This is a genomic window from Streptomyces sp. NPDC024687 (assembly GCF_055559055.1).
On the sequence record NZ_JBVHLJ010000003.1, the window covers coordinates 621,255 to 647,636 of the forward strand.

Consider the following 26,382-nt stretch of genomic DNA (forward strand, 5'->3'; position numbering starts at 1 on the left):
GCTGAGATGGCCAGCGAGACCTGTGGGGAAGCCTGTGCGTGAATACCTGCTGACGCTCTGCATCACGGCCGCGGTGACGTATCTGCTGACAGGGCCGGTACGGAAGTTCGCGATCGTGGCCGGAGCGATGCCGGAGATCAGGGCCCGTGACGTGCACCGGGAACCGACTCCGCGGCTCGGCGGTATCGCCATGTTCTTCGGACTGTGCGCGGGCCTGCTGGTCGCCGACCACCTGACCAACCTCAGCGAGGTCTTCGAGAAGTCGAACGAACCGCGCGCCCTGCTCTCCGGAGCGGCCCTGATCTGGCTGATCGGTGTCCTGGACGACAAGTTCGAGATCGACGCCCTGATCAAGCTGGGCGGCCAGATGATCGCCGCGGGCGTGATGGTCATGCAGGGTCTGACGATCCTGTGGCTGCCCATCCCCAGCGTCGGTTCGGTCGCGCTGACCCAGTGGCAGAGCACCCTGCTGACGGTCGCGCTCGTCGTCATCACCATCAACGCGGTGAACTTCGTCGACGGCCTCGACGGTCTCGCGGCCGGCATGGTCTGCATCGCGGCGGCGGCGTTCTTCCTGTACGCCTACCGGATCTGGTACTCGTACGGCATCGAGGCGGCCGCCCCGGCCACGCTGTTCGCGGCGATCCTGATGGGCATGTGCCTGGGCTTCCTGCCGCACAACATGCACCCCGCGCGGATCTTCATGGGCGACTCCGGCTCGATGCTCATCGGCCTGGTGCTGGCCGCGGGCGCGATCTCCATCACCGGGCAGATCGACCCGGACGCGCTGAAGCTGTTCGCCGGGTCCGAGAAGGCGGCCGTGCACCAGACGGTCCCCGTCTACATCCCGCTGCTGCTGCCGCTGACCATCATCGCGGTGCCGGCCGCCGACCTGATCTCCGCCATCGTGCGCCGCACCTGGCGCGGCCAGTCGCCGTTCGCCGCCGACCGCGGGCACCTGCACCACCGGCTCCTGGAGATCGGGCACTCGCACAGCCGGGCAGTGTGGATCATGTACTTCTGGTCGGCGCTGATCGCGTTCGGCTCGCTCGCCTACTCGGTGAACTCCGCGTCCATGTGGATCGTGCTCGGTGTCGTGTTCCTCAGCGCGATCGGGCTCGTCCTGCTCCTGCTGCCGCGCTTCACCCCGCGCGTCCCGGTGTGGGCCCAGGCCGTCGTGCCGCCGCGCTACCGCCGCCGCAGGCGTGCCGTGGCCGCGGAGCCGGTGGAGGCGGAGGTGGAACAGCGCACTCCGGTGGCCGTGGGAGTGGCGGGTGTCAACGGCGCGACCGCGCTGAGCACCCGTCAGCACGTCCAGGAGAGGCGTACGGCGGAGACCTCGCGCTGACGCCCAAGGTAAGAATCTGACTAAAGCATTGCCAACGCGTGGGAGTTCGCCGGGGCGACAAATCGCCCTTACACCAGACAACTCGGCCGTGTTTCCGCACAGACGGGCAGCTTCACTCTCATGTGTGACAGTGGGCACACCTTCTAGGTAAAGACCGCATCAAATAGTTTGTGATACGGTTCACGAGAACCCAGGGCGGAGCCGAAGGGCCGTTAGTGCGACGGTCCACCGGCGTGAGGGTCACCCTCAGCCCGGGACTACGCTCGTCCATGACGACACACCCCCCCTTGAAAGCGGAGTTGCCGCCATGCCGTCCAACGACGTCCGGATCCTGGCTCAGGCCGCCGTGCCCACGGCTGCCGTCGGCGCGATCGCCGCCGTCGTCAGTGGTGTGGTCGCCGGTGGCAAGGGTGCGATCGGGGCGGGAGTGGCGACGGTGATCGTGATCCTCTTCATGGGTCTCGGTCTCTACATCTTGCAGCGCACTGCCAAATCGCTTCCGCACCTGTTCCAGGCGATGGGTCTGATGCTCTACACGACTCAGATCCTGCTGCTGTTCGTCTTCGTCGCGGTGTTCAAGAACACCACGCTGTTCCACCCCAAGGCTTTCGCTCTCACGCTCGTCGCCGGCACCCTCACCTGGATCGCCGCACAGACACGCGCCCACATGAAGTCCAAGATCCTCTACGTCGAACCCGATTCGGGCACCAAGCCCGAAAAAACGGGGCACTCGTCGTGAGAGGTAGGGCCGGGATAAATGCGACTGAGAGACCCTGCTATCGTCCGGTGCCAACTGCGGCATCGCGGGCGCGGGCATCCGAGCTGACGCCTGCTCGAACGCGAGGCTCGATGCCCCCCGGCCGCCCCCACATCCGTAACACCAGTCCAGTGCCGAACCGCGGCTGTGCGCCGCGCCGACACAACGAGGTTGCCGTACCTATGCGCCACGCTGAAGGAGCCCGCGGTGAGTGCTGACCCGACGCAGGTGCTCGCCTTCGAGACCGATTGCCACATCTTCGACGGTTGTGGCTTCCCGGCACCCGGCCTGCACTCGTTCCTGTTCGAGCCCCTCCTGGGGGATGGCGACAGCAACGTGTACTTCAACAAGCCGATGCTGCTGGCGCTGATCGGCTCGGTCATCGTTGTCGGCTTCTTCTGGGCCGCCTTCCGTAAGCCGAAGGTCGTCCCCGGCAAGCTGCAGATGGTCGCCGAGTCCGGCTACGACTTCATCCGCCGCGGTGTCGTCTACGAGACCATCGGAAAGAAGGAAGGCGAAAAGTACGTACCGCTGGTCGTCTCGCTCTTCTTCTTCATCTGGATGATGAACCTCTGGTCGATCGTCCCGGTGGCCCAGTTCCCGGTGACCTCGATCATCGCGTACCCGATCGTCCTCGCGGCGATCGTCTACATCCTCTGGGTCTCGCTGACGTTCAAGCGGCACGGATTCGTCGGCGCCTTCAAGAACTTCACCGGCTACGACAAGTCGCTCGGCCCGGTTCTCCCACTGGCCATGACGATCGAGTTCTTCTCGAACCTGCTCGTCCGGCCGTTCACCCACGCCGTGCGACTCTTCGCGAACATGTTCGCGGGACACACCCTGCTGCTGCTCTTCACGATCGCCAGCTGGTACCTGCTCAACGGTATCGGCATCGCCTACGCGGGTGTCTCGTTCATCATGGTCATCGTGATGACGGCCTTCGAGCTGTTCATCCAGGCCCTGCAGGCGTATGTGTTCGTGCTGCTGACCTGCACCTTCATCCAGGGCGCGCTCGCCGAGCATCACTGAGCACCGCCTCCCGAACCCCCCTTGGTGTCCGGCGGCCAACCCCCGCCGGTCCGTACAGATAAGGAAGAATCAGCATGGCTGCCACTGAGACCCTCGCTGCCGTCTCCGGTTCGCTCGGCTCCATCGGCTACGGCCTCGCCGCCATCGGTCCCGGCGTCGGCGTCGGCATCATCTTCGGCAACGGCACCCAGGCTCTTGCCCGTCAGCCCGAAGCTGCCGGCCTGATCCGTGCCAACCAGATCCTCGGCTTCGCCTTCTGTGAGGCGCTCGCCCTCATCGGTCTGGTCATGCCGTTCGTCTACGGCCAGTGATCTGCCGTTCAGCGACAGCCCACTAGACGAAAGGCACTGACATGAGCCAGATGCTCATTCTGGCGGCCGAGGCGAAGGAAAACCCCCTCGTCCCGCCGATCCCCGAGCTCGTCATCGGCCTGATCGCCTTCGTCATCGTCTTCGGCTTCCTCGCCAAGAAGCTCCTCCCGAACATCAACAAGGTTCTGGAAGAGCGTCGTGAGGCCATCGAGGGCGGTATCGAGAAGGCCGAGGCCGCGCAGACCGAGGCCCAGAGCGTCCTTGAGCAGTACAAGGCACAGCTCGCCGAGGCCCGCCACGAGGCCGCGCGCCTGCGCCAGGAGGCTCAGGAGCAGGGCGCCACGCTCATCGCCGAGATGCGCGCGGAAGGCCAGCGGCAGCGCGAGGAGATCGTCGCCGCCGGGCACGCGCAGATCGAGGCCGACCGCAAGGCCGCCGCGTCCGCGCTGCGCCAGGACGTCGGCAAGCTCGCCACCGACCTGGCCGGCAAGCTCGTCGGCGAGTCCCTCGAGGACCACGCCCGGCAGAGCCGCGTCATCGACCGCTTCCTCGACGACCTCGAGGAGAAGGCCGAGGCCGCGCGATGAACGGAGCGAGCCGCGAGGCCCTGGCAGCCGCACGCGAGCGTCTCGACGCGCTGACGGACAACACGTCCGTGGACGCCGGCTCGCTCGCCGACGAGCTGGCCGCCGTCACCGCGCTGCTCCACCGCGAGGTGTCCCTGCGTCGGGTCCTGACCGACCCGGCGCAGCCCGGCGAGGCCAAGGCCGAACTGGCCCAGCGCCTGATCGGCACCCAGGTCGGCGGCCCCGCCGTGGACCTGGTGTCCGGCATGGTGCGCTCGCGCTGGTCGCAGTCGCGCGACCTGGTGGACGCCATGGAGCAGCTGGCCGCCGTCGCCGACCTCACCGCCGCGCAGCGGCGGGGCAGGCTCGACAACGTCGAGGACGAGCTGTTCCGGTTCGGCCGGATCGTCGCCTCCAACACCGAGCTGCGTGCCGCGCTGACCAACCGCTCCGCGTCGGCCACGGCCAAGGGCGAGCTGCTCCGCAGCCTGCTCGGCGGTCGCGCCGACGCCGTGACCGAGCGTCTGGTGACGCGCCTTGTGGCCGCGCCCCGGGGACGTAGCCTGGAGACGGGACTGGAGTCCCTGTCCAAGCTCGCCGCCGAGAGCCGTGACCGCATGGTGGCCGTCGTCACCTCGGCGGTCCCGCTGAGCGACCAGCAGAAGCAGCGCCTGGGCGGTGCCCTGGCGAGGCTCTACGGCCGCCCGATGCACCTCAACCTCGACGTGGACCCCGAGGTCCTCGGCGGGATCCGGGTGCAGGTCGGCGACGAGGTCATCAACGGCTCGATCGCGGACCGCATCGAGGACGCCGGCCGCCGCCTGGCGGGCTAGCAGCAACTTCATAGCAGTACGTACGGACGACGGCCCTGGTTGGGCCGTACATGAAGAATCCTGGGGGTCGCCCCCAGACCCCCAAAGTGAAACTTCGGGCCCAACAAGGAGAGCAGGGAACCCAGATGGCGGAGCTCACGATCCGGCCGGAGGAGATCCGGGACGCGCTGGAGAACTTCGTCCAGTCGTACAAGCCGGACGCGGCCTCGCGCGAGGAGGTCGGTACGGTCACCCTTGCCGGCGACGGCATCGCGAAGGTCGAGGGTCTGCCCTCGGCCATGGCCAACGAACTGCTGAAGTTCGAGGACGGCACCCTCGGCCTCGCGCTCAACCTGGAAGAGCGCGAGATCGGCTGCGTCATCCTCGGTGAGTTCAGCGGCGTCGAGGAGGGTCAGCCGGTCACCCGTACCGGCGAGGTCCTCTCCGTGGCCGTCGGCGAGGGCTACCTCGGCCGCGTCGTCGACCCGCTCGGTGCCCCGATCGACGGCCTCGGCGAGATCGAGACCAGCGGTCGTCGCGCGCTTGAGCTGCAGGCTCCGGGCGTCATGGCCCGTAAGTCGGTGCACGAGCCGATGGAGACCGGCTACAAGGCCGTCGACGCGATGACCCCGATCGGCCGTGGCCAGCGTCAGCTGATCATCGGTGACCGTCAGACCGGCAAGACCGCCCTGGCCGTCGACACGATCATCAACCAGCGTGACAACTGGCGCTCCGGCGACCCGAAGAAGCAGGTCCGCTGCGTCTACGTCGCCATCGGCCAGAAGGGCTCGACCATCGCCTCCGTGCGTGGCGCCCTCGAAGAGGCCGGCGCGCTGGAGTACACGACCATCGTCGCCGCCCCGGCGTCCGACCCGGCCGGCTTCAAGTACCTGGCGCCGTACACCGGTTCGGCCATCGGCCAGCAGTGGATGTACGAGGGCAAGCACGTCCTCATCATCTTCGACGACCTCTCGAAGCAGGCCGACGCCTACCGCGCCGTGTCCCTGCTGCTGCGCCGCCCGCCGGGCCGTGAGGCCTACCCGGGTGACGTCTTCTACCTGCACTCCCGTCTGCTGGAGCGCTGCGCCAAGCTCTCCGACGACATGGGCGCCGGTTCGATGACGGGTCTGCCGATCGTCGAGACCAAGGCCAACGACGTCTCGGCGTTCATCCCGACCAACGTCATCTCCATCACCGACGGCCAGTGCTTCCTGGAGTCGGACCTGTTCAACGCCGGTCAGCGCCCCGCGCTGAACGTCGGTATCTCCGTCTCCCGAGTCGGTGGTTCCGCGCAGCACAAGGCGATGAAGCAGGTCTCGGGTCGTCTGCGCGTGGACCTCGCCCAGTTCCGTGAGCTGGAGGCGTTCGCCGCCTTCGGTTCCGACCTGGACGCCGCGTCGAAGGCGCAGCTGGAGCGCGGTCAGCGCATGGTCGAGCTGCTGAAGCAGGCCCAGTACCAGCCGATGGCGACCGAGGACCAGGTCGTCTCCGTCTGGGCCGGCACCACCGGCAAGATGGACGATGTCCCGGTCAACGACATCCGCCGCTTCGAGAAGGAGCTCCTGGAGTACCTGCACCGCAAGGAGCAGGGCCTCATGACCTCCATCAAGGAGGGCGGCAAGATGTCGGACGACACCCTCACCGCTGTTGCCGACGCGATCGCCGACTTCAAGAAGCAGTTCGAGACCTCGGACGGCAGGCTTCTCGGCGAGGACGCCCCGGCCGCGGCCAAGTGACGTAAGGAAGGGACCTGACTCATGGGAGCCCAGCTCCGGGTCTACAAGCGTCGCATCCGATCCGTCACCGCGACCAAGAAGATCACCAAGGCGATGGAGATGATCGCCGCCTCGCGCGTCATCAAGGCGCAGCGCAAGGTGGCGGCCTCCACGCCGTACGCGACCGAGCTCACCCGCGCGGTCACGGCGGTCGGCACCGGCTCGAACACGCGGCACCCGCTGACCACGCAGGCCGAGACGGTCACGCGGTCCGCGGTGCTGCTCCTGACGAGCGACCGCGGTCTCGCGGGCGCCTTCAACTCCAACGCCATCAAGCAGGCGGAGCGGCTCACCGAGCGGCTGGAGCGCGAGGGCCAGGAGGTCGACATCTATGTCGTCGGCCGCCGTGGTGTCGCCCACTACAACTTCCGTGAGCGCAAGATCTCGGAGTCGTGGACCGGGTTCACCGACGAGCCCACGTACGCGGACGCCAAGAAGGTCGCGGGTCCGCTGATCGAGGCCATCGAGAAGGACACGGCCGAGGGCGGCGTGGACGAGCTCCACATCGTCTTCACCGAGTTCGTCTCGATGATGACGCAGACGGCGCTCGACGACCGCCTGCTGCCGCTCAGCCTCGAAGAGGTGGCGAAGGAAGCGAAGCCGCAGGGCGAGATCCTCCCGCTCTACGACTTCGAGCCCTCGGCGGAGGACGTCCTCGACGCCCTGCTGCCGCGCTACGTGGAGAGCCGTATCTACAACGCGCTGCTCCAGTCGGCCGCCTCCAAGCACGCCGCCACGCGGCGCGCGATGAAGTCGGCCACCGACAACGCCGGAGAGCTCATCACCACGCTCTCCCGACTTGCCAACGCGGCCCGCCAGGCCGAAATCACCCAGGAAATCAGCGAGATCGTCGGTGGCTCCGCAGCCCTGGCCGACGCGTCCGCGGGGAGTGACAGGTAATGACGACGACAGTTGAGACGGCCGTTGCCACGGGCCGCGTCGCCCGGGTCATCGGCCCGGTCGTCGACGTGGAATTCCCCGTCGACGCCATGCCGGAGATCTACAACGCCCTTCACGTCGAGGTGGCCGACCCGGCCCTCGCCGGCGAGAAGAAGACGCTGACCCTGGAGGTCGCCCAGCACCTGGGTGACGGCCTGGTCCGCACCATCTCGATGCAGCCCACCGACGGTCTGGTCCGTCAGGCCGCCGTCACCGACACCGGCACGGGCATCACCGTCCCGGTCGGCGACTTCACCAAGGGCAAGGTGTTCAACACCCTCGGCGAGGTGCTGAACAGCGACGAGACCTACGACGGCGAGCGCTGGTCCATCCACCGCAAGGCCCCGAACTTCGACGAGCTCGAGTCGAAGACCGAGATGTTCGAGACCGGCGTCAAGGTCATCGACCTTCTCACCCCGTACGTCAAGGGTGGAAAGATCGGTCTGTTCGGTGGTGCCGGCGTCGGCAAGACGGTGCTCATCCAGGAGATGATCTACCGCGTCGCCAACAACCACGACGGTGTCTCCGTGTTCGCCGGTGTCGGTGAGCGCACCCGTGAGGGCAACGACCTCATCGAGGAGATGTCCGACTCGGGCGTCATCGACAAGACCGCGCTGGTCTTCGGCCAGATGGACGAGCCCCCGGGCACCCGTCTGCGCGTGGCCCTCGCGGGTCTGACCATGGCGGAGTACTTCCGCGATGTGCAGAAGCAGGACGTGCTGTTCTTCATCGACAACATCTTCCGCTTCACGCAGGCCGGCTCCGAGGTCTCGACCCTGCTCGGCCGTATGCCCTCCGCGGTGGGTTACCAGCCGAACCTGGCCGACGAGATGGGTCTCCTCCAGGAGCGCATCACCTCGACCCGTGGACACTCGATCACCTCGATGCAGGCGATCTACGTCCCCGCGGACGACCTGACCGACCCGGCCCCGGCCACCACCTTCGCCCACCTCGACGCGACGACGGTTCTGTCCCGTCCGATCTCCGAGAAGGGCATCTACCCGGCCGTGGACCCGCTGGACTCCACGTCCCGGATCCTGGACCCGCGCTACATCACGGCGGACCACTACAACACCGCCATGCGTGTCAAGGGGATCCTCCAGAAGTACAAGGACCTCCAGGACATCATCGCGATCCTCGGCATCGACGAGCTCAGCGAGGAGGACAAGCTGGTCGTCCAGCGTGCCCGCCGCGTCGAGCGCTTCCTGTCCCAGAACACCCACGTCGCCAAGCAGTTCACCGGCGTGGACGGTTCGGACGTGCCGCTGGACGAGTCGATCACCGCGTTCAACGCGATCTGTGACGGCGAGTTCGACCACTTCCCGGAGCAGGCGTTCTTCATGTGCGGTGGCCTGGAGGACCTCAAGGCCAACGCCAAGGAGCTCGGCGTCTCCTGAGCTCACTGAGTTCGAAGTGAATCCTGTGGTTCACACCTGAGGGGGCGGGGCAAGTCCCGCCCCCTCATCCACGCCTACTAGACTTGTAACCAACACCCGGCAGAACCGCCGGGTGGTGACCCGAGGAGCCACCTTGGCTGCTGAGCTGCACGTCGCGCTGGTCGCGGCCGACCGAGAGGTCTGGTCCGGCGAGGCCACCCTGGTCGTCGCGCGCACCACGTCCGGCGACATCGGCGTCATGCCCGGTCACCAGCCGCTGCTCGGTGTGCTGGAGTCGGGCCCGGTGACCATCCGTACGAGCGATGGCGGGACGGTCGTCGCCGCGGTGCACGGCGGTTTCATCTCGTTCGCCGACAACAAGCTGTCGCTGCTGGCCGAGATCGCCGAGCTGTCGGACGAGATCGACGTCCAGCGCGCGGAGCGGGAGCTGGAGCGCGCGAAGGCGGAGGGCGACGCCGCCGCCGAGCGTCGCGCGGACGTACGACTGCGCGCGGCGACTTCGCGCTGAACCAGCGCGGAGCCGTATGACGTCACTCAGCCGCGGCCGGCACCGGAGCGATCCGGAGCCGGTCGCGGCTGAGGCAGATCTGGATGTTTTTTCCGTTCCGTTACCTATTGAAGGTACCTAGGAGACGAGGAGGTCGGTGTCGATGGTCCTCGCTCTGACTGTGTGCGGAATCGTCGTGGCCCTGGTGGTACTGGGCCTGTTCGTCTTCGGCCTGCGCCGCAGGCTCATCCAGCGCTCCGGCGGCACCTTCGACTGTTCCCTGCGCTGGGACGTCCCGGAGAAATCCGACACCAGCGGCAAGGGCTGGAGCTACGGCGTCGCCCGCTACAACGGCGACCGCGTCGAGTGGTACCGCGTCTTCTCCTACGCCTATCGCCCGCGCCGGGTCCTGGAGCGTGCCGCGATCGAGGTCGCCGGCCGGCGTCTGCCCGACGGGGAGGAGGAGATGGCCCTGCTCTCCGACGCCGTGATCCTGACCTGTGTGCACCGGGGCACGCGTCTCGAACTCGCCATGAGCGACGACGCGCTGACCGGTTTCCTCGCGTGGCTGGAGGCAGCCCCGCCCGGACAGCGCGTCAATGTGGCGTAAGGGGATTTACTGGAGCCCGCTGTTGATGGCGCTCACCAGCTCTCCGTTGCCGGTGTCGCCGCTGAACTCCCAGAAGAACGCGCCGCCCAGGCCCTGGTTCTTGGCCCAGGTCATCTTTCCGGCGATCGTCGCGGGGGTGTCGTAGGACCACCAGTTGTTGCCGCAGTAGGCGTACGCCGTACCCGCGATGGTGCCGGTGGCCGGGCAGGACGTCTTGAGGATCTTGTAGTCCTCGATGCCCGCCTCGTAGGTGCCGGGTGCCGCTCCGGTCGCCGAGCCGCCGGGGGCGGCCTGGGTGACGCCGGTCCAGCCGCGGCCGTAGAAGCCGATGCCGAGCAGCAGCTTGTTGGAGGCCACGCCCTTCGACTTCAGCTTGGCGATCGCGTCGGCCGAGTTGAAGCCCGCCTGCGGGATGCCGGCGTACGACGTCAGCGGCGAGTGCGGGGCGGTCGGGCCCTGCGCGTTGAAGGCGCCGAAGTAGTCGTAGGTCATCACGTTGTACCAGTCGATGTACTGGGAGGCGCCGCCGTAGTCGGCCGCGTCGAGCTTGCCGCCGGAGGAGCCGTCGGCGGTGATGGCCGCGGTGACCAGGTAATTGGAGCCGAACTCCGAGCGCAGTGCGCCCATCAGGTTCTTGAAGGCCGCGGCCCCGCTGGTGTCGCAGGTCAGACCGCAGGCGTTCGGGTACTCCCAGTCGATGTCGATGCCGTCGAAGACATCCGCCCAGCGCGGGTCCTCGATGACCGACTTGCAGGAGGCGGCGAAGGCGGCGGGGTTGGCCGCGGCCTGCGCGAAGCCGCCGGAGTAGGTCCAGCCGCCGAAGGAGTACAGCACCTTGATGTTCGGGTACTTGGCCTTGAGCTCACGCAGCTGGTTGAAGTTGCCGCGCAGAGGCTGGTCCCAGGTGTCGGCGACGCCGCTGACGGACTGGTCGGCGGTGTACGCCTTGTCGTAGGCGGCGTAGGTGTCGTCGACGACGCACTTGCCGTCCTTGACGTTGCCGAACGCGTAGTTGATGTGGGTGATCTTCGAGGCGGAGCCCGAGGTCACCAGGTTCTTGACGTGGTAGTTGCGGCCGTAGACGCCCCACTCGGTGAAGTAGCCGAGCTTGACCTTGGAGCCGGTGGGCGGCGGGTCGGTGGTACCGCCGGTGGTGTGCACCGCGACCGCGCCGCTGGCCGGTCCGGTCTGGTCGGCGGTGTCACGGGCCTGCACGGTGTAGGAGTAGTCGGTGCCGGCACTCAGGCCGGTGTCCGTGTACGAGGTCGTCGTCACGGTCGCCACCTTGGCACCGTCGCGCAGCACGTCGTAGTTCTTGATGCCCTTGTCGTCGGTGGCGGCGCTCCAGGCCAGTTTCACCGAGGTGTTGGTGATACCCGAGGCGGTGGGGGTGCCGGGGGCGGACGGTGCCGCGTCCCCGGGAGTGGAGCCGCCGTCACAGCTGCCGCCGTTCAACTTGCAGTTGGCCGGGGAGCCCGCACCGGCGCCGTTGAAGCCGAAGGAGACGGAGGCGCCGGGGGCGAGGCTGCCGTTCCAGGACTTGTTCTTGGCGGTCCAGTGGGTGCCGGAGGAGGTGACGTCGGCGTCCCAGGCGGAGGTGACGGAGGTGCCGGAGGGGAAGTCCCACTCGACGGTCCAGGAACTGAGGCTGGTGGTACCGGTGTTCTTCACCGTCCACTTGCCTTCGAATCCGGTACCCCAGTCCTGGGTCTTGGCGTAGGTCGCCGTGGCGGAGGTCGCGGCCTGGGCGGGGCTCGCGAGGCCGACCAGACCGGCGAAGGGGAGCAACAGTGTCGCGAATCCTGCCGCGGCTCTGTGTCTGAAGCGCATCGTGCGCCTCCTAGGGGAGTTGGGGGCGTGACTGAGCCTTCACACCCACGGTGCCGCGAGAATAGAAAGGTCTGGACCACAGGTCAATAGGTCTGGACCACTCTGGTTCACGGCGCAACTAGACGCCCAACTCCTGTGCCAGTACGGCCGCTTGCACCCGGCTTCGCAGCTCCAGCTTTCCCAGCAACCGGCTGACGTGCGTCTTCACCGTGGCCTCCGCCATGTCGAGGCGGCCGGCGATGTCGGCGTTGGACAGGCCCTCCCCGAGACAGGAGAGCACCTCGCGTTCGCGGCGGGTGAGGGTGTCGAGGACGGCGGGATCGGTGCCCGCCCCGCGGACCGGCCGCGCGGCGAACTCGGCGATCAGACGACGGGTGACGGCGGGTGCGATCAGCCCCTCCCCGCGCGCCACGGTCCGCACCGCCTCCAGCAGATCCCTGGCCTCGGTGTTCTTGAGCAGGAACCCGGACGCGCCCGCGCGCAGCGCCCCGAACACGTACTCGTCGAGGTCGAACGTCGTCAGCACGAGGACATCGGCCAGCCCCTCCGAGACGACCTTCCGGGTCGCCGACACCCCGTCCAGGCGCGGCATCTGAATGTCCATCAACACCAGGTCGGGCCGCAGCTCCCGGGCGCGCTCCACCGCCTGCTCACCGTCGGCCGCCTCGCCGACCACCTCGATGTCGGGTGCACTGCGCAGGATGAGGACGAGCCCGGCGCGTACGGCGGACTGGTCCTCGGCGACGAGGACACGGATCATGCGGATTCTCCTTCCGACACGGGCAGCGTGGCGTGTACGACCCACAGCGCGTCCTGCGGTCCGGCCCGGAAGGTGCCGCCGAGCAGCGCGGCCCGCTCCCGCATGCCGGCCAGTCCGGCGCCGGATCCGGGGGCCCGCGGGCCGTCGCGATGGCCGTAGGGGCTGGTCACCCGGATGTCGAGCACACCGTCGCGTCGGCCGAGGGCGACGGTGACGCGGCCGGGGCAGGCGTGCTTGAGGGCGTTGGTCAGGGACTCCTGGACGATGCGGTAGGCGGCGAGCTCGACCGGTGCGGGAACCCTGCCGTGGTCGTCGGTGTCGAGGCGCACGTCGAGGCCGTTGGCGCGGGCGCCGTCGACCAGTGCGGTGAGGCCGTCCAGGGTGGGGGAGGCGGCGGGCTCGGTGTCGCCGCCGGCGTCGCGCAGGATGCCGATCAGCCGCCGCATCTCGGCGAGGCCCGCCACGCTGTTCTCCCTGATGACGGTCAGCGCCTGCCGTGAGGTGGCCGGTTCGTCGATGGACAGCGCGGCCGTGGAGTGGATGGCGATCGCGGACAGGTGGTTGGCGACCATGTCGTGCAACTCCCTTGCCATCCGGGCCCGTTCCGCGGTCACGGCCTGGGCGCGGTCCATCTCCGCGAGCAGCGCGGTCTGTTCGGCGCGCAGGCGGGCGGCCTCGGCGGCGTCACGATGGTCGCGCACGATCCACCCGGTGGCGGCGGGCCCGTACGCCACGACCCCCACGACCACGCCGATCAGCAGCGCCTCCGGCTCCCGCCACACCGCGAACGGCACCAGCGTCCCGGCCACCGTCAGCAGCCCGGTGATCCACTGGATGCGGCGGGCCGAGGCGAGCGGGCCGTAGAGCACGGCCGCGTAGACGACGTCGGTGAACATCAGGACGGTGGCGAGACTGCCCTGGGTCACGAGGTCGGCGCAGATCGCGGCGGTGGCGGTGAGCAGGGCCGCGCGCGGGGCCGTGCGGCGCAGCAGTTCGCAGCCGGCCAGCACGGTGAGCGGCACGAGGACCGGCCAGGGGCCGTCGAAGAGGGTGATCGGGTCGCTGGACGGCCGGGTGCCCAGGCCGATGCCCACCAGCAGCAGGCCGCCGAGCAGCCCGCCGGCCGCGATGTACACGTCGAAGCGGTGCGGGCGGGGGAGGGCCATGCCTCCATCCAACACGGTGGCCGCGCGCCACGCCTGACCCCCGGGAACGGTCCTGGACTGCATCTTTCGATGTACCGCGGTTTCGTCACCGACGACGACGAAAGCGGGCGCGCGCGTCGGGAGCCTTGAGGGGAGACGAAGGGAGTGGTCGTGGTCGTCGGACTGATCGTCGCCTGTGAGGTGGCCTTCTGGGTGCTGCTGGCAGCCGGACTGACCTTCCGGTACGGGCTGCGCATGCCGCGTGTCGGACTGGCCCTGCTGCTGTGCGAGCCGCTGCTGGAGCTCGTGCTGTTCACGGTCACCGCGATCGACCTGAAGAACGGTGCCGAGCCCGACTGGAAGCACGGCCTGGCCGCCGTCTACATCGGTTTCACCGTGGGCCTCGGCCACTCGACGATCAGGTGGGCGGATGCCCGGGTCGCCCACCGGTTCGCCGGCGGGCCGCCGCCGGTGAAGCCGCCGAAGTACGGCACGGCCCGCGCCCTCCACGAGTGGAGGGTCGCGGGCCGCTGGATCCTCGCCGCGGTGGTCGCGGTGGCGCTGCTCCAGGCCGCGGTCTGGTACGTCGGCGACGGCCAGGCCGACTCGTTGCGCGCCTGGCAGCAGCGCATGCTGTGGCTGATCGTCATCAACCTGGTCATCGCCGCCAGCTACACGCTGTTCCCCAAGCGCGAGCGCTAACGCTCCCCGCCCGGGACCCAGAGCACGTCCCCGACGTCCTTGTTGGCCGTGCGCGCCAGGATGCTGCATCCTCCGGGGGGCAACCCCCGGACCCCCGGCCGGGCAGGAGTCTTCGCTAGCGATCGCCGCCAGGCACCCACAAGACGTCCCCCACATCCTTGTTGGCCGTGCGCGCCAGGATGAACAGCAGGTCCGACAGGCGGTTCAGGTAGGTCGCGGTGAGTGCGTTCATCGTCTCGCCGTGGACCTCCAGCGCCGCCCACGTCGAGCGCTCGGCCCGGCGTACGACCGTGCAGGCCTGGTGGAGCAGGGCCGCGCCCGGAGTGCCGCCGGGGAGGATGAAGGAGCGGAGCTTCTCCAGCCGCTCGTTGAAGCGGTCGCAGTCCGCCTCCAGCTTGTCGATGTAGAACTGCTCGACCCTGAGGGGCGGGAACTGCGGGTTCTCGACCACGGGCGTGGACAGGTCGGCTCCGACGTCGAACAGGTCGTTCTGCACCCGGGTGAGGACCTTGACGACCTCCTCGTCGAGCCCGCCCAGGGCGATCGCCGTGCCGATCACCGCGTTCGCCTCGTTGGCGTCCGCGTACGCGGAGATCCGCAGATCGGTCTTGGCGACCCGGCTCATGTCGCCGAGGGCGGTGGTGCCCCGGTCGCCGGTCCTGGTGTAGATGCGCGTCAGATTGACCATGAGGCCAGCGTAGTTACGCCCCGGACGTCCGGAAGACCCGTGTGCCCACCGTCACGGCGAGTCCCGCGAGGGCCACGGCGACCAGGGCGCCGTACAGCATGTGAGGCGTCGTGTACGAGCCGATGTACGCGTCCCGCACGGCGTCCACCAGATAGCGCAGCGGCATGAGGTGGGAGAGGACGTCCAGCCAGGCCGGGCCGAGGGTCATCGGGAGCATGAGGCCGGACAGCAGCATCGACGGCATCGACACGGCGTTGATCAGCGGGCCGAACTCCTGGGGGGTCCGGACCTTCATCGCCAGCGCGTACGACAGCGAGGCCAGCGAGACGGTCAGCAGAGCGACGAACGCGAAGCCGATCAGGATGCCGGTCAACGGGGCCCGGAGCCCCATCGCCACCGCGGCGAGGACCAGCAGCACTGCCTGGAGGACGAACACCGTGGCGTCGCGCAGCACCCGGCCCAGCAGCAGGGCGAGCCGGCTGACGGGGGTGACCCGCATCCGCTCCACCACGCCCTGACTTTTCTCGATGATGATCAGGAAGCCGGCGAACAGCGCCCCGAACAGCCCCAGCTGGAGCAGCAGCCCGGGCACGAGGACCTGCCAGGAGCTGCCCTGTCCGCCGAGCGGCAGATCGGTGAGCAGCGGGCCGAAGAACAGCAGATACAGCAGCGGCGTCAGCACACCGAAGAGCAGGGCGATGCGGGAGCGCAGCGACTGGCGCAGGTAGCGGCCGTAGATGAGAGCGGTGTCCTGGAGAAGCATGGGGTTCCTATACGGCTACGGGGGCGGCGTCGGTCGGCGTGGCGCTGCGGCCGGTGATCGCGAGGAAGGTGTCCTGGAGCGAGGCATCGATGGAGCCCGCGAACTCCAGCTTCAGCGCGGCCGGTGTGCCCTCCGCCACGACCACGCCCTGATCGACGATCACCAGTCGGTCGGAGAGGGCGTCGGCCTCGTCGAGGTAGTGGGTGGTCAGGAAGACGGTCGTGCCGTACTCGTCGCGCAGACGGCGGATCAGGTCCCACAGGCCGGCGCGGCCGGCGGGGTCGAGTCCGGTGGTCGGCTCGTCCAGGAACAGCACCTTCGGCCGGTGCGTGAGCGCCATCGCGATGTCCAGGCGGCGGCGCCGGCCGCCGGAGAGCATGCCGCACCTGCGGTCGAGCAGTTCGGTGAGGCCGAGGTCGCGGGCCAACTCGGCGGTACGGGCGACGGCCTGGTTTTTCGTCAGCCGGTAGAGCCGCCCCTGCGTGACCAGCTCCTCCCGCACGGAGATCTGCGGATCCACCCCGCCCGACTGGGCCACGTACCCGCACGCCCGCCGTACCCCCGCGGCGTCGGTCGCGAGGTCGCAGCCGGCGACGGTGGCCGCGCCGCCGGTGGGTGCCAGGAGGGTCGTGAGCATCCGCAGGGTGGTCGTCTTCCCGGCGCCGTTCGGGCCCAGGAAGCCGAGGATCTCGCCCTCGCGGACGGCGAGATCGATTCCGCGGACGGCCTCGACGGGGCCGTGCTTGGTCTGGAAGGTGCGGGCCAGTCCGGCCGCGCTGATGACGGTTGCCATGGAGCCAGAAAAACAGAGTCACTGAAATTTTGCAATGGCCCCAAAATTTGAGGGAGCCCAAGAACGGATAGGATCGGGACATGGCAGAGGGGCTCAGGGAACGGAAGAAGCGGCAGACCCGGCAGTACATCTCGGACGTCGCGACGGGCCTGTTCATCGAGCGGGGATTCGACGCGGTGACGGTCGCCGAGGTCGCCGAGGCCGCGAACGTCTCCGTCAACACCGTCTACAACTACTTCCCGGCCAAGGAGGACCTCTTCCTCGACCGCAGCAAAGGCATCGTCGACCGGCTCTCGCGCTGGGTGCGCGGCCGGGACGTCGGCGAGTCGGCGGCCGCGGCCGTACTGAGGGAACTGCGCGGCGAGGTCGAGGCGGTCTCGCCGCGGGTCGGCCTGCTGGCGGGCTACGACCGCTTCATGCGGGTCGTCCAGGACGCACCCACGCTCCGCTCCCGGCTGTGGAGCATCCAGCAGGAGGTCCAGGAGAACCTGGAGGAGACTCTGCGCGAGGAGACCGGCGCCGCCCCCGGCGATCCGCTGCCCGCCCTGATCGCCGGTCAGATCAACTGGCTCCACCAGACGGTCATGGGCAGCATCGGACGCGAAATGGTCGCCGGGCGCAAACCGGACGAAGTGTCACGAGAGACGCTCGCGCTTCTCGACGACATGGAGGAGTTGTTGAGCGATAAGGTGCTCAACTACGCCGTACGAGACCACTCGTGACAGCTACCGGTGTGATGTCCGTCAGATGAGACGTGACGCGCATTACTAACCGGTCACACAGCCCTTCACGAGCGCTAGTGTCCGCCGCAGAGGCAACGTAAACAGGGCGTAAGGCGTTTCAAAGGGGAGTCGCAACAGTGGCACGGAAGCTTGCCGTCATCGGCGCCGGCTTGATGGGTTCCGGCATCGCCCAGGTCTCCGCCCAGGCGGGCTGGGACGTGGTCCTGAGGGATGTCACCGACGAAGCGCTGAAGCGCGGCACCGACGGAATCAAGGCTTCGTACGACAAGTTCGTGAGCAAGGGCAAGCTGGAGGCGCACGACGCCGACGCGGCCCTCGCCCGGATCACCGCGACCACCGACCTGGACGCGGCCGCCGACGCCGACATCGTCGTCGAGGCCGTCTTCGAGAAGCTCGAAGTCAAGCACGAGATCTTCCGCACGCTCGACAAGATCGTCCGCGCGGACACCGTACTGGCCTCCAACACCTCCGCGATCCCGATCACCAAGATCGCGGCGGCCACCGAGCGCCCGGAGCGGGTCGTCGGCGTGCACTTCTTCTCGCCGGTGCCGATGATGCAGCTCGTCGAGCTGGTCCGCGGCTACAAGACGAGCGACGAAACCCTCGCCACCGCGCGGGAGTTCGCCGAGTCCGTCGGCAAGACCTGCATCGTCGTCAACCGGGACGTGGCGGGGTTCGTGACCACCCGTCTCATCTCCGCCCTCGTCGTCGAGGCGACCAAGCTCTACGAGTCGGGCGTCGCGACCGCCGAGGACATCGACCTCGCCTGCAAGCTGGGCTTCGGCCACGCCATGGGCCCGCTCGCCACGGCGGACCTGACCGGCGTCGACATCCTGCTGCACGCCACCAGCAACATCTACACCGAGTCCCAGGACGAGAAGTTCGCCCCGCCGGAGCTGATGCGCCGGATGGTGGACGCCGGTGACATCGGACGCAAGAGCGGGCAGGGCTTCTACAAGCACTGACGGTTTTTTCCGCCACCGTAACCGCACAAGCCCCTCTGGTTTCACACCCGAGGGTGAATTCGGTATCGGTTCGCTTACAGACGGCAACCTCTGGCCGCCCTACGCAGTCAGAGGTGTCATCACTGGACATGCAAATTCGTGGAGTACTACACGCACTCACGGGGAGCGCATATGTACATCAGGGGCGACCACGCCGAGCTGGTCGTCGGGGGCCGCCTCGACGTCCGCAGCGCGGCGGACGCCCGTACGGTCCTGCACTCGGCCGTCGACGACGGAGCCGGCGACCTGGTGCTCGACCTGTCCGAGCTGGATTCCTGGGACGCCACCGGTCTCGGGGTGATCATGGGGGCCCACCGCCGGGCCGGCCGCTGCGGCCGCCGGCTGGTGCTGCGCCACGTACCGCCGCAGATGCAGCGCCTCCTGGTCGCCACCCGGCTGCACCGGATCCTGGCGATCGAGGGCGGCATCGGCGTGGAGTCCCTGCCCCGCGTCTGACCGGGCCGCCGTGGCGAAACGCATGTCACGCGCAATCCTCACGAGACTGTGACGTCTCGGACGGCGCGGTACCCCGGGCTGTCGTAGATACTGTGCGAAGGTTTAGGGTTCGGTCGCCCGCTGCCTCATTTCCTTCGAGCGGGCCCGGACCAGAAGCGACAGCGCGGTGAGCTGCAGGCCGGGAGGGCCACTGTCGGCACACGAGACGCTTTTGGGGGGCTTGAACCTATGGACCCGAACAACCGGGGACCCGAGGAGTACGGCCATCACGACGACGGCGGCTCGCCGCGTCAGCGGCCTCCCAGGGACTCCCTCACATCCGAATTCGGCCAGCACTCGCCCGCGCTCGCCCGCACCGTGCAGCTCGTCGCCGGCGACTTCCTGCTCACCGTCAACCCCGTCGACGGCAGCGAGATAGAGGCATGCCCGCCCGGCGAGCGGCCCGGCCGGCCCGAGAAGTACGGCATCGCCGAACGTGCCGAGGTGGACCGCGCGGCCCGCCCGCCCGTCCCACCGGGACCGACCCGCACCGCGCTGCACCTCCTGGCCCGCCAGGACGAACGCGAGCGACTCGTACGGCTGCTCGCCCGCGGCCGCTCGGTACGCCTGACCGGCCCCGCCGGCTCCGGCCGCACCAGCCTCCTCGACCTCGTCGCCGAGGACTGCTCGGACCTCGCCCCCGACGGCGTGGTCCGCCTCACCGGCTTCCACCGCACGGCCGGCGAGCTGCTGTACGACCTCTTCCACGCCGTCTTCGACTCGCCGCTGCACCGCCCCGACCGGGACGAACTGCTCTCCTGCGTCCGGGAGATCGGCGCCGTCGTCGTTCTCGACGACATCGAGTTCGGCGGCGCGGCCCTCGATGAACTGCTCGACGCCACCCCCGAGTGCGCCTTCGTGATCGGTGCCACTCCCGACGTGCCCGCGCCCTCGGCCGACTCCGCCGTCGAGGAGGTCTTCCTCAGCGGCCTGGAGCGCGCCGACGGCGTGGAGCTCCTGGAGCGTTCCGTCGGACGGGTGCTGACGGAGGAGGAGTCGAACTGGGCGGGCGACCTCTGGTTCGAGTCCGAGGGCCTGCCCCTGCGCTTCGTCCAGGCCGGCGCCCTGCTCAGGCAGCGCGACCGGCTGCGGGCCGGGGCGAGCGCCGTCGACGAGTTCGGTGTCTTCGCCGACGCGGTCCCGGTCGACGCCCCGCTCGCTGCCGACGAGGGCGAGGAGATCGCCCTGCCCGCGCTCGGCGAGGCCGCGGCACCCGCCCCGCTGCTCGCCTCCCGGCTGAGCGAGTCCGCCCGTGCCACCCTGCGGTTCGCCGTCGCGCTCGGCGGCGAGGTGCCCCACCAGGCGCACCTGCCCGCCCTGATCGGCGACACCCACGCGGACGCCGCCCTCGGTGAGCTCGCGGACTGCGGCCTGGTCTCCCCGGTCGGCTCCCGCTACCGACTCGCCGCCGGTGTCCTCGCCCAGCTGGAGGCCGCCGGATACGGCGACGACACCGAGAGCCGCGCCCACACCGCCGCCCAGCACTACGCCTGGTGGGCCGGACACCCCTCGGTCACCCCGGAGCGGGTGTGCGCGGAGGCCGACGCCCTGCTCGCCGCCCTCACCGTCCTGGTCCCGGCGACCACCGCGCCCGACGAGGGCGAGGAGGCCGTCACCGTGCAGCTGGCCCGCACGGCGGCGCCCGCGTTCGCCGCCGGCGGCCACTGGGGTGCCTGGGAGCGTTGCCTGCGAGCCGGTTCCGAGGCCTCCCGGCTGGCCGGCGAGGTGTCCGAACAGGCCTACTTCCACCACGAACTCGGCATCCTCGCGCTCTGCGGCGGACAGCTCGACCGGGCCCGCGCCGAACTCGAGGCATCCATCGGCCTGCGCGGCGCCCTCGCCGACAAGCGCGGCACCGTCGCCGGCCGCCGCGCCCTGACCCTGGTCTCCGACCGGGACGGCACCGCGCCCGGCCTGGCCGGTCTCGGTGCGACGGCGGGCGAGGAGGTGCCCGACGCCCGGTACGACGAGTCCGCCTCACCGCCCGGGGGAGTCCCCACGGCCTTCCCGCCGCTCCAGCCGCCGGCCGACTCGCAAACGATCGTCGTCCACCGCTCGCCGTCCACGCCCGCGCCCTCGCGCAAGGCCCGCGGCGGACTCAAGGGCCTCGCCAAGCGCAACCTCGTCGCGGCCGGCGCGGGTGCGCTGCTGGTCGCGGTCCTCGGCACGGTCGTGACGCTGGGCGCCACCTCCGGCAACGACCCGAACGCCCCGTCCAACGAGGTGGGCGTCAACCCCTCGGCCAGCGTCGGCATCGACGACGGCAACCTCGGCGCGGACGTCCCGAAGAGCGACGACGGCAAGGCTGACACGGGCACGGCCACGTCCCGCCCGACCGACCCGGGGCCCGACGGGACGTACGGGACCTCGGACGATCCGACGCCCACGGGGACGGCGGAGCCTTCGGACACGGCGAGTGGGACGAAGGGGCCGGGGAGCAGCGGTACGCCGACGTCCCCGAAGCCGACGACGCCCAAGCCCTCGTCGCCGACGCCGTCGACATCCACGGGCCCGGGTACACCGACATCGTCGGCGTCCGAGTCGCCCAAGCCTTCGGATACGCCGACGTCCACGCCCACCCCGACGGCCACGACCCCGAGCAACGCCACCTCGGCCAGCGGTCCCGCCTCCTCCGCCCCGGTGGAGACCAGCAGCTCGGCCGGCGCGCCGGAGAGCAGCACGGTGAGTTCACCGAGCGGGTCCGTCATCTAGTGCTCTGACCGCGGATCCGTACGGGCCTCAGGACATGCTGCCCCGGCACACCGTCCCCACGGCAGGAGTGCGGCCCGTGCGCAGGTAGGTATCGACCGCCTCCGCGACGCAGCGGTTCTGCGGGTAGGTGCCGTGGCCCTCTTCCTCGGCCGTCAGGAGAACGCCTACACCGTCGCCCAGGGCGCGGGCCATGTGGCGGGCGCCGGGATAGGGGGTGGTCGGGTCGCCGGTGCCGCCGACCACCAGGACGGGGGCCGCGCCGTCGGCGTTCACCTGGAGCGTGGCGCGCTCGCCGTCGAACGGCCAGTCGTAACAGAGGTAGACGCCGGTGGACCAGGTCTCGCCGAAGACGGGTGAGGCGGCTTTGATACGGGCCTCGTCCCTGCCGAGGCGTTCGAAGCCAGGACGCAGGCTGGAGTCCGCGCAGGTGATCGCGGTCCGGGCGGCGCGGCTGTTGTCGCGTGGGGGCGCCGCGCGGTCGGCGGAGCCGCTGTCGTCCGCGCCCTTGCTCAGCGGACCGCCGTCGTTGTGGTCGATCAGCGCGGTCAGCGCCTTGGCGAGCGGCGACCAGCCGTCTGTGCCGAGGTCGAGAAAGTCACTGACGGTGAGCGCGAGGGCGTCGGCGTCGAGGTTCCTTCCGCCGTCGGCCGGGGCGGGTGTCTTCTCCAGGCGGTCGGCCAGGCGTGCCATGCGTCGCGCGGCCTCCTCGGGCCCATCGCCGGTCGGGCAGTGGCGGATACGGGCCGCGCAGTGCGCGGCGAACCGGTCGAACGCCGCCTGGACCGCCTTGACCTGCGACACCTGCTCCTCGTTGAGGTCCTCGGTCGGATCGACGGACGCTTCGAGGACGAGCCGTCCGACGTGCGACGGGTACAGGTGGGCGTAGACCCCGCCGAGCGCCGTTCCGTACGAGACGCCGAAGTAGTGCAGCCGCTCGTCGCCGAGGAGGTAGCGCATCAGGTCGAGGTCGCGGGCGGTGTGCGAGGTACCGATGTACGGGAGGAGCGCCCCGGAGTGCTCTTTGCAGGCGTCGGCCCCGTCGTAGCCGGTGTCGTCCGCGTTCTTGCCGCAGCGCACGGGGATGGTCGCGCCGACGCCGCGCGGGTCGAAGGAGACCAGGTCGTAGCGGTCGAGGAGCGGCTCGTACTGGTTGAGGCGCGCGGGTAATCCGCGCACGCCGGACACGCCGGGGCCGCCGAAGTTGAGGACGAGCGAGCCGATGCGCCGGGCGTTCGGGCCGGTGGCCTTACGGCGGATCAGGGCGACGTCGATCGTCCTGCCGGTTGGTTTCCGGTAGTCGAGGGGGGCCTTCATGACGGCGCAGTCGTAGCCCGTGCGCGCGGTGGGCGGCGAGGTGCAGCGGGACCAGTGGAGGCGCTGGCCGGTGGTGAGCGCGGTGGGCAGACCGGCGGGCGGGTTGTTCGCGGTGAACTCCGTACGCGGCTCAGCACTCCGGCCGGGAGCGTCATGCTGAAGCCAGGCGCCGACGGCACCGATCGCGGCGAGGACGACCACGGCGAGAATCCGCACACCGACCGAAAGGCCCGTTCTGCGGCTTCGTATCGGATGTGCGTCACCCATCGAAATCCCCGTGTCGTCCGATCATCGAATGAATGCAGAGTACAAGCCGTCTCCGACAGCAGCTCAGGCACAGCACGAGGGCCGGGTCCGTGCCTCGGACCTGGCCCTCGTCGTCGTAGAAGAAGACGCGCTGTCAGAACAGCCGCAGCTTGTCGTCCTCGATGCCCCGCAGCGCGTTGTAGTCCAGGACCGTGCAGCCGATGCCGCGGTCGGTGGCGAGGACGCGGGCCTGGGGCTTGATCTCCTGGGCCGCGAAAATGCCGCGGACCGGGGCGAGATGGGGATCGCGGTTCAACAGGTCGAGATAGCGGGTGAGTTGCTCCACGCCGTCGATCTCGCCGCGCCGCTTGATCTCCACCGCGACCGTCTGGCCCTCGGCGTCCCGGCACAGGATGTCGACCGGGCCGATGGCCGTCATGTACTCGCGGCGGATCAACGTGTAGCCGTCGCCGAGCGTTTCGATGCGGTCGGCGAGCAGCTCCTGGAGGTGTGCTTCCACGCCGTCCTTGATCAGGCCCGGATCCACGCCCAGTTCGTGCGAGGAGTCGTGCAGGACTTCCTCCATCGTGATGATGAGCTTCTCGCCCGCCTTGTTGATGACGGTCCAGACGCCTTCGTCGTCGCCGGTCCCCTCCTTCAACGTGCAGGGCGGCGACATCCAGTTCAGGGGCTTGTAGGCCCGGTCGTCGGCGTGGATGGAGACGCTGCCGTCGGCCTTCACCAGGATCAGACGGGGGGCCGAGGGCAGGTGGGCGGTGAGCCGGCCCGCGTAGTCGACGGAACACCGGGCAATGACGAGACGCATGGTCGGCAACGCTACTCGACGGGCGCATGTCCACGCGATTCGGCCCGTAAGGCTGTGGAGAAACCCTGTTCACTTGTGGCCGATTGTGGGCCTGTTGGGAGTGCCCTTTGTTCGCATTCTCCTGGTGCCGTCACCGTCCGTTGCCTACCGTAGTGAACGGGAGGTCGCGAGGCGTGTACTGAGCGTGTCCGGTCGCGCGAACTCCCTCATCTGTCCGGCAACCCCTGAGGAATCGGGGGTGCGAGAGGAGAACCCATGTCGCTCGACGTCTCACCGGCCCTACTCGAGAAGGCCGAGCGAGGCGAGGTCGACGAAGCCGAATTCGTCGACTGCGTCCGGACCTCCCTGCCCTACGCATGGGAGATGATCAGCTCCCTGGTGGCCCAGCTGAAGGTCGACGGTGGCAACTTCGCCGACAACCAGACGCCCCCGCCGGACGAGCAGGCACGCGGTCAGCTGCTGCGTGCGCTTGCGAGTGACGCGATACGCGGCGCGCTTCAGCGGCACTTCGGTGTGCGGCTGGCCTTCCAGAACTGCCACCGGGTGGCGGTGTTCCCGTTGGACTCCTCCGTCGACGAGACGCTCGTCCGCTTCACCTCGGTGCGCAGTCAGCTGCTGAACCAGTCTCCGGAGTTCCGGGACTGCTGACGCGGCGCCGCTCGCTTGCCGCTCCGTACGCGGGAGGTGCATCAGTACGGGGCGGCAAGCTCCCGCCGGACAGGGTTGTTCCGATTCAGGTCAGATGCGGCAGCACTTCCGCACCCAGCCGCCGTACGTTCTCCTCGGTGGCCGCCAGGTCTCCCGAGCCCTCGACGAGCAGGGCGAAGCGGGTGACGCCCGTGCGTTCGCTGGTCGCCGCCAGGCGGTCGGCGGCGAGCCGCGGGGTGCCCACCGGGTGCAGCCCGCAGAGCAGTTCGGTGTATGCCACCGGATCGCGCATCTGCCGTGCGCGCCCGTCGACCGTGACATGGGCGCCGAGTCCCTGCCTGAGCCAGCCCGGCATCGCCTTCACCAGGGCCTCCACCGCGTCCGTGCGCCGGTCCGCGAGCTGGCAGACACCGGCCGAGACATGGGGCGCGTCCAGGACCTTCTCCGGCGCGTGGCCGGCGGCGCGCGCCTGCCTGCGCCACAGTGCGACCATCTCCGCCTTCTCCTCGTCCCCGACATGCATCCCGAGCAGCATCGGCAGCCCGCGCTCGGCCGCCAGCCGGACGCTCGCCGGGGAGGTGCAGGCGACGATGACCTCGGGACCCGCCACCTCCGTGAGCGCCTCCGACGGCCGCGGCACGACCGGCACTTCGCGGAAGCGGAAGCGCTCGCCGTCCGCCCCGACGGACGGCTCGCGCAGCCAGCGCACCAGCAGATCGAGTGATTCCGGGAAGCCCTTCTCGTACGCCTCGAGACCCGACCCGAACACCTCCAGGTCGACCCACGGGCCGCCGCGCCCCACTCCCAGCGAGAAGCGCCCGCCGCTCGTCATGTGCAGCAGCGCGGCCTGCTCCCCGAGGGCCACCGGGTGCACCGTGGGCAGCACGCTCACCGCGGTGCCGACCCGGATACGGCGGGTGCGGCCCAGCAGCAGGGCCGCCAGGGTGATCGCCGACGGACAGGTGCCGTACGGTACGAAGTGGTGTTCTGCCAGCCAGACCGCGTCGAGTCCGGCCTCTTCCGCGACCTCGGCCGAGCGGACCGCGCGGTGCAGCGCCTCCCCCTGGCCCTGCCCCGGGAACTGGGCCGCCAACACGAAACTTCCCACGTGCATGTGCTTTTCCTGCTTCCTTGGCTCCGACACGGAGCTCCCCCACGCGGCATAACCGCCCGACACGTGCCGAGGACACGGCCTCGCGAAAAGATTTGCCGATTGTCTTCAGAATGGGTCGCCCCGGAGGGGGACTTGTGGGGGTTGGTGCCCTACGCGTACCCCGCCGCGTCCCGCGTAGGCTGGACGCGGTCCCTGCTTCCTGTATAGCCCCGTGAGGTGTCCTGTGTCCCCGCGTCGCAACCGACCCAAGGGTTCCGGTTCGTCGGACTCGGCCGGCCGGAGTGCCGAGGACGACCGTTCCGGCCGGTACGGCGGCTTCCAGTCCTCGACGCACTGGCAGGGCGAGGACTGGAACGTCCGGCACGTGGCGGGGGCGAGCGCGCAGGGCAAGACGTACCGGTGCCCGGGCTGCGACCAGATGATCCCGGACGGCGTCCCGCACGTGGTGGCCTGGCCGGACCACTCGGGTGTCGACGAGCGCAGACACTGGCACAAGGCGTGCTGGAACGCGCGGGACCGCCGCACCACGCGGGTGCAGCGGTCCCGTAACGCGCCGAGGTTCTAGGGC

General features: G+C 69.4%; 27 protein-coding genes and 1 pseudogene. 18 read left to right on the top strand and 10 right to left on the bottom strand.

The annotated features are described in order from the left end of the window. Positions 1–34 precede the first annotated feature (34 nt). The 11 genes from ACZ39I_RS14735 to ACZ39I_RS14785 all read left to right on the top strand — a co-directional run bounded on the left by ACZ39I_RS14735 (position 35) and on the right by ACZ39I_RS14785 (position 10,031). Positions 35–1,348: an MraY family glycosyltransferase gene (locus tag ACZ39I_RS14735; RefSeq protein ID WP_467244800.1), complete on the top strand. Its 1,314-nt coding sequence runs from the start codon at positions 35–37 to the stop codon at positions 1,346–1,348. Positions 1,349–1,655: 307 nt separating this feature from the next. Beyond that, a complete protein-coding gene (locus tag ACZ39I_RS14740; RefSeq protein WP_467244801.1) occupies positions 1,656–2,087 on the top strand; it encodes a hypothetical protein in 432 nt (143 codons plus the stop codon). A 210-nt stretch (positions 2,088–2,297) separates the two neighbouring features. Next, positions 2,298–3,134, top strand: a complete 837-nt coding sequence (atpB, locus tag ACZ39I_RS14745) for a F0F1 ATP synthase subunit A (protein ID WP_079141321.1) — start codon at positions 2,298–2,300, stop codon at positions 3,132–3,134. A gap of 74 nt (positions 3,135–3,208) precedes the next feature. Then, positions 3,209–3,445, top strand: a complete 237-nt coding sequence (locus tag ACZ39I_RS14750) for an ATP synthase subunit c family protein (protein ID WP_033285402.1) — start codon at positions 3,209–3,211, stop codon at positions 3,443–3,445. Between the two features lie 41 nt (positions 3,446–3,486). Then, entirely contained in the window at positions 3,487–4,032 is a 546-nt protein-coding gene (locus ACZ39I_RS14755; protein ID WP_390005528.1) for a F0F1 ATP synthase subunit B, read from the top strand. Then, positions 4,029–4,844: a F0F1 ATP synthase subunit delta gene (locus ACZ39I_RS14760; RefSeq protein WP_467244802.1), complete on the top strand. Its 816-nt coding sequence runs from the start codon at positions 4,029–4,031 to the stop codon at positions 4,842–4,844. Before ACZ39I_RS14755 ends, ACZ39I_RS14760 begins: the two co-directional genes overlap by 4 nt. Before the next feature lie 125 nt (positions 4,845–4,969). Further along, positions 4,970–6,559, top strand: coding sequence for a F0F1 ATP synthase subunit alpha (atpA, locus tag ACZ39I_RS14765; protein ID WP_451475238.1), 1,590 nt, complete (start codon positions 4,970–4,972; stop codon positions 6,557–6,559). 21 nt (positions 6,560–6,580) lie between these two features. Continuing rightward, positions 6,581–7,498, top strand: coding sequence for a F0F1 ATP synthase subunit gamma (locus tag ACZ39I_RS14770; RefSeq protein ID WP_306976287.1), 918 nt, complete (start codon positions 6,581–6,583; stop codon positions 7,496–7,498). Further along, entirely contained in the window at positions 7,498–8,934 is a 1,437-nt protein-coding gene (atpD, locus tag ACZ39I_RS14775; protein WP_352391230.1) for a F0F1 ATP synthase subunit beta, read from the top strand. The genes ACZ39I_RS14770 and atpD overlap by 1 nt, the downstream gene beginning before the upstream one ends. Before the next feature lie 133 nt (positions 8,935–9,067). Beyond that, positions 9,068–9,442, top strand: coding sequence for a F0F1 ATP synthase subunit epsilon (locus ACZ39I_RS14780; protein WP_037721615.1), 375 nt, complete (start codon positions 9,068–9,070; stop codon positions 9,440–9,442). A 142-nt stretch (positions 9,443–9,584) separates the two neighbouring features. Then, positions 9,585–10,031, top strand: coding sequence for a DUF2550 domain-containing protein (locus ACZ39I_RS14785; RefSeq protein ID WP_352391231.1), 447 nt, complete (start codon positions 9,585–9,587; stop codon positions 10,029–10,031). Positions 10,032–10,037: 6 nt separating this feature from the next. Here the strand turns inward: ACZ39I_RS14785 and ACZ39I_RS14790 are convergent, their stop codons facing one another. The 3 genes from ACZ39I_RS14790 to ACZ39I_RS14800 all read right to left on the bottom strand — a co-directional run bounded on the left by ACZ39I_RS14790 (position 10,038) and on the right by ACZ39I_RS14800 (position 13,787). Continuing rightward, entirely contained in the window at positions 10,038–11,861 is a 1,824-nt protein-coding gene (locus ACZ39I_RS14790) for a glycosyl hydrolase family 18 protein (RefSeq protein WP_467244803.1), read from the bottom strand. A gap of 118 nt (positions 11,862–11,979) precedes the next feature. Beyond that, the gene (locus ACZ39I_RS14795) at positions 11,980–12,621 is read right to left on the bottom strand and encodes a response regulator (protein ID WP_467244804.1); all 642 of its coding nucleotides are present in this window, start codon (positions 12,619–12,621) and stop codon (positions 11,980–11,982) included. Beyond that, entirely contained in the window at positions 12,618–13,787 is a 1,170-nt protein-coding gene (locus tag ACZ39I_RS14800) for a sensor histidine kinase (RefSeq protein ID WP_467244805.1), read from the bottom strand. The genes ACZ39I_RS14795 and ACZ39I_RS14800 overlap by 4 nt, the downstream gene beginning before the upstream one ends. Before the next feature lie 150 nt (positions 13,788–13,937). On the opposite strand from ACZ39I_RS14800, the gene ACZ39I_RS14805 reads away from it, so the two are divergent. After that, complete coding sequence (locus ACZ39I_RS14805) at positions 13,938–14,468, top strand: hypothetical protein (RefSeq protein ID WP_467244806.1); 531 nt, start codon at positions 13,938–13,940, stop codon at positions 14,466–14,468. Here the strand turns inward: ACZ39I_RS14805 and ACZ39I_RS14810 are convergent. From ACZ39I_RS14810 to ACZ39I_RS14825, 4 genes and pseudogenes are all read right to left on the bottom strand, one after another. After that, positions 14,465–14,530: pseudogene (locus ACZ39I_RS14810) on the bottom strand (cob(I)yrinic acid a,c-diamide adenosyltransferase); the annotation flags it as partial. The gene ACZ39I_RS14805 and the pseudogene ACZ39I_RS14810 sit on opposite strands and share 4 nt — an antisense overlap. Before the next feature lie 53 nt (positions 14,531–14,583). Beyond that, a complete protein-coding gene (locus ACZ39I_RS14815; RefSeq protein ID WP_467244808.1) occupies positions 14,584–15,156 on the bottom strand; it encodes a cob(I)yrinic acid a,c-diamide adenosyltransferase in 573 nt (190 codons plus the stop codon). Between the two features lie 13 nt (positions 15,157–15,169). Continuing rightward, a complete protein-coding gene (locus ACZ39I_RS14820) occupies positions 15,170–15,919 on the bottom strand; it encodes an ABC transporter permease (RefSeq protein WP_467244809.1) in 750 nt (249 codons plus the stop codon). Between the two features lie 7 nt (positions 15,920–15,926). Further along, entirely contained in the window at positions 15,927–16,712 is a 786-nt protein-coding gene (locus ACZ39I_RS14825) for an ABC transporter ATP-binding protein (RefSeq protein WP_467244810.1), read from the bottom strand. Between the two features lie 80 nt (positions 16,713–16,792). Between ACZ39I_RS14825 and ACZ39I_RS14830 the strand changes: the two genes are divergently transcribed. The 4 genes from ACZ39I_RS14830 to ACZ39I_RS14845 all read left to right on the top strand — a co-directional run bounded on the left by ACZ39I_RS14830 (position 16,793) and on the right by ACZ39I_RS14845 (position 21,666). Continuing rightward, entirely contained in the window at positions 16,793–17,434 is a 642-nt protein-coding gene (locus ACZ39I_RS14830; protein WP_403660592.1) for a TetR/AcrR family transcriptional regulator, read from the top strand. A 137-nt stretch (positions 17,435–17,571) separates the two neighbouring features. Continuing rightward, positions 17,572–18,420, top strand: a complete 849-nt coding sequence (locus ACZ39I_RS14835) for a 3-hydroxyacyl-CoA dehydrogenase family protein (protein WP_451475247.1) — start codon at positions 17,572–17,574, stop codon at positions 18,418–18,420. 171 nt (positions 18,421–18,591) lie between these two features. Beyond that, positions 18,592–18,915 (top strand): STAS domain-containing protein, encoded by a 324-nt coding sequence (locus tag ACZ39I_RS14840; RefSeq protein ID WP_352391241.1) that lies wholly within the window; start codon positions 18,592–18,594, stop codon positions 18,913–18,915. A gap of 228 nt (positions 18,916–19,143) precedes the next feature. Beyond that, complete coding sequence (locus ACZ39I_RS14845; RefSeq protein ID WP_467244811.1) at positions 19,144–21,666, top strand: ATP-binding protein; 2,523 nt, start codon at positions 19,144–19,146, stop codon at positions 21,664–21,666. A gap of 27 nt (positions 21,667–21,693) precedes the next feature. Here the strand turns inward: ACZ39I_RS14845 and ACZ39I_RS14850 are convergent, their stop codons facing one another. Together ACZ39I_RS14850 and nucS are read right to left on the bottom strand one after the other, a co-directional pair. Next, on the bottom strand, positions 21,694–23,247 hold the full coding sequence (locus tag ACZ39I_RS14850) for an alpha/beta hydrolase (RefSeq protein ID WP_467244812.1): 1,554 nt from the start codon (positions 23,245–23,247) through the stop codon (positions 21,694–21,696). Between the two features lie 133 nt (positions 23,248–23,380). After that, complete coding sequence (gene nucS, locus ACZ39I_RS14855) at positions 23,381–24,052, bottom strand: endonuclease NucS (RefSeq protein ID WP_403660604.1); 672 nt, start codon at positions 24,050–24,052, stop codon at positions 23,381–23,383. Between the two features lie 255 nt (positions 24,053–24,307). On the opposite strand from nucS, the gene ACZ39I_RS14860 reads away from it, so the two are divergent. Then, positions 24,308–24,700 carry an SCO5389 family protein gene (locus ACZ39I_RS14860; protein WP_007384741.1) on the top strand — a complete coding sequence of 131 codons (393 nt, stop codon included), beginning with the start codon at positions 24,308–24,310 and terminating at the stop codon, positions 24,698–24,700. A gap of 85 nt (positions 24,701–24,785) precedes the next feature. Here the strand turns inward: ACZ39I_RS14860 and ACZ39I_RS14865 are convergent, their stop codons facing one another. Beyond that, positions 24,786–25,814 (bottom strand): LLM class flavin-dependent oxidoreductase, encoded by a 1,029-nt coding sequence (locus ACZ39I_RS14865; protein WP_403660607.1) that lies wholly within the window; start codon positions 25,812–25,814, stop codon positions 24,786–24,788. A 223-nt stretch (positions 25,815–26,037) separates the two neighbouring features. Here ACZ39I_RS14865 and ACZ39I_RS14870 point away from each other — a divergent pair, with 223 nt between their 5' ends. Next, a complete protein-coding gene (locus ACZ39I_RS14870) occupies positions 26,038–26,379 on the top strand; it encodes a hypothetical protein (RefSeq protein ID WP_037721485.1) in 342 nt (113 codons plus the stop codon). Positions 26,380–26,382 lie beyond the last annotated feature (3 nt).